Origin of the sequence: Streptomyces sp. NPDC048825 (assembly GCF_043198355.1) — a bacterium.
GTDB classification, from domain to species: Bacteria; Actinomycetota; Actinomycetes; order Streptomycetales; family Streptomycetaceae; genus Streptomyces; species Streptomyces xiangluensis.
This window is the reverse complement of record NZ_JBICUR010000046.1, coordinates 1-2,143: the sequence shown is the minus strand read 5'-3', so window position 1 is coordinate 2,143 and position 2,143 is coordinate 1. Positions and strand designations below refer to the sequence as shown.

The following is a 2,143-nucleotide window of genomic DNA, read 5'->3' as shown; positions in this document are numbered from 1 at the left end:
GTCGGGCGGCTGCCAGCGGGAGCTGCTGTTGAGCGCCAGCAGCACCGGCATGCCGGAGAGGATTCCGTCCCCGAGGATGGCGAAGAACGAGTCGAGCACCTCGCTCGGGGATGCGGCGAGCACCGGGGTCGCCACCACGAGCCCGTCGGCCGCCACGACCGCCGCGATCGCCTCCCGCAGGTCGAGGCTGACGCGGTCGTGGGTGGAGTGCTGGGCGAGGTCGGGCGCCAGCCGGTGCAGCTCCAGCACCTCCACCTCGGCGCGCGCACCACCGACCGCCAGTGACCGGCACACAGCCTCCGCGACCCAGTCCGCGAGCAAGCGGGGCGGGCGCCCGTAGCCGACGCCGGCGCACAGGACGGCCAGAGACACCGGGCTCCACGCGGCGGTGTTCATCCCGGCATCGTGTTCATGGCTTCCTCCCCGCGGCCGGGCTGTCGTGCCGTCACCGGGGAGGGCCGCGGACGACGTTGCGCGAGGTAAGGGATGTTCATGGCCGGTCCTCGAGATCTGTGGGCGGCGGCGCCGTCCTTCTGCTCGCAACCCTGCGCCGCACCACTGCCCGATCTCCATGTTCTGCGGTGCTCAGCCGGGCCCAACACTGCCCACACCGTGCGCGCACGAGGTCACGACATCAGACCCGTGAGCCCTCGCGTCCGTCTCAATACACCCGGCCGGGATGGCATCGAAACACGCGGAGAAGTTCGGTTCCAACGCCGCCTGCGGTAACTGGAAGTCGGCACCCCACACTCTTCGAATTCGAAGCAGTAGACTTCGGTCATGCCTGATTCACCGCCGTCGCTCGACCCCGTTCAGCTCGGCACTTACTTCGACCTCATTGAGGTGACCAGCCTGCTCCGGCATGCCGTCGAGCAGCAGCTGCGCGAGGCCGGCGATCTCAGCTATGTGCAGTTCCAGCTGCTGGCCCGCCTCGGGGACTCGCCGACGGGCAGTCACCGCATGACCGACCTGGCCGACGGCGTCGTCTACAGCCGCAGCGGCCTGACATACCAGGTGGATCTGCTCGAGAAGAAGGGCCTGGTCGTCCGCGCTCCCTCGCCGGACGACGAGCGGAGCATCACCGTCACCATCACCGATGCCGGGCGTGCGCTGCTTGCGAAGGTGCTGCCGGGTCACGTCGAGGTAGTCAGCGGCCTCCTGTTCGAGCCGCTTTCGCGCGACGACGTCAACGCTCTCGCCGACCTGCTGGCGCCGGTGCGCGACCACATGCGCTCGACGCCGTCTCGCTCGGCCGCACCTCGCCGCCGCAAAGGCGGAGCATAAGGATCCGACCCAGGCCACGCAGAAGAGACCACGACACGTCCCGCTCGACGTGGGGCCAGTGGAAGAAGCGACGAGCCACGCCGAGGACAGGGACTGTGGCGTAGCACCCGGACGACGTCGAGTCGGTGCTGCATACATGCGAGCAGCGCTCTCCGTCCCGGGTGCTGCCCCGCGCTCGGTGCTACTCACGTCGAAAGCGCTTCATCAATCGGATCTTCGACGGCAAGATGGGCCTGACGAGAGGAGCCCGGATTGGATGCGAGGAGCCTGGCGGGCCGGCTGGCCGCGGCACGAGCCGGTGCGCTGGTGGGCAGGGAGCCGGAGCGGGCGGTGCTCGACCGGATGCTCTCGGGCGCGGCGCAAGCGCCGTTTGTGGCGTACCTGCACGGCCCCGGCGGCATCGGCAAGTCCTCGCTGGTGCGCTACGCCGCCCGGCAGGCGGAACTCGTCGGCCGCCGCGTGGTGCACGTGGACGCACGGTTCCTCGACGCCGATCCGCGCCGACTCGAGGAGACTGCGGCCCCGGCGTGCACCGAACCCGGCACGGTGCTGCTCATCGACACCTTCGAGCAGTGCCAGCCCCTCGAGACGTGGCTGCGCGAAACCTTCCTGCTCCGGCTCGCCGACCATGCGATCGTGGTTGTGGCCAGCAGGACCGCCCCCGACGCCGAATGGTCGCTGGACCCTGGATGGGCGCAACTGTTCACCGCACTAGCCCGCGAGCCCCTGCTCCGCAAAGTGCTGGGTGACCAGGACACCAACACGGTGTTCTCCTGGCTGCGCCAGCTGCCCTACATCGAGGCCACACCCGAAGGGCTGCACCCGCACGACGCGGTGCGGGCGACCCTCGAGGCCGACC

At 69.7% G+C, this 2,143-nt stretch carries 3 protein-coding genes; 2 read left to right on the top strand and 1 reads right to left on the bottom strand.

Going from position 1 to position 2,143, the window contains the following annotated elements; all coding sequences use genetic code 11:
* Window positions 1–396: NAD(P)H-dependent oxidoreductase (locus tag ACGFNK_RS45745; protein ID WP_393427366.1), on the bottom strand; the 396-nt coding region annotated here is incomplete at its 3' end.
* 384 nt (window positions 397–780) lie between these two features.
* Between ACGFNK_RS45745 and ACGFNK_RS45740 the strand changes: the two genes are divergently transcribed.
* Together ACGFNK_RS45740 and ACGFNK_RS45735 are read left to right on the top strand one after the other, a co-directional pair.
* Window positions 781–1,284 carry a MarR family winged helix-turn-helix transcriptional regulator gene (locus ACGFNK_RS45740; RefSeq protein ID WP_393427363.1) on the top strand — a complete coding sequence of 168 codons (504 nt, stop codon included), beginning with the start codon at window positions 781–783 and terminating at the stop codon, window positions 1,282–1,284.
* Window positions 1,285–1,536: 252 nt separating this feature from the next.
* Window positions 1,537–2,143: ATP-binding protein (locus tag ACGFNK_RS45735; protein ID WP_393427360.1), on the top strand; the 607-nt coding region annotated here is incomplete at its 3' end.

Bases quoted from the DNA above. Each gene is read 5' to 3' on its own strand.
- ACGFNK_RS45740 (WP_393427363.1), top strand. From the start codon at position 781: ATGCCTGATTCACCGCCGTCGCTCGACCCCGTTCAGCTCGGCACTTAC.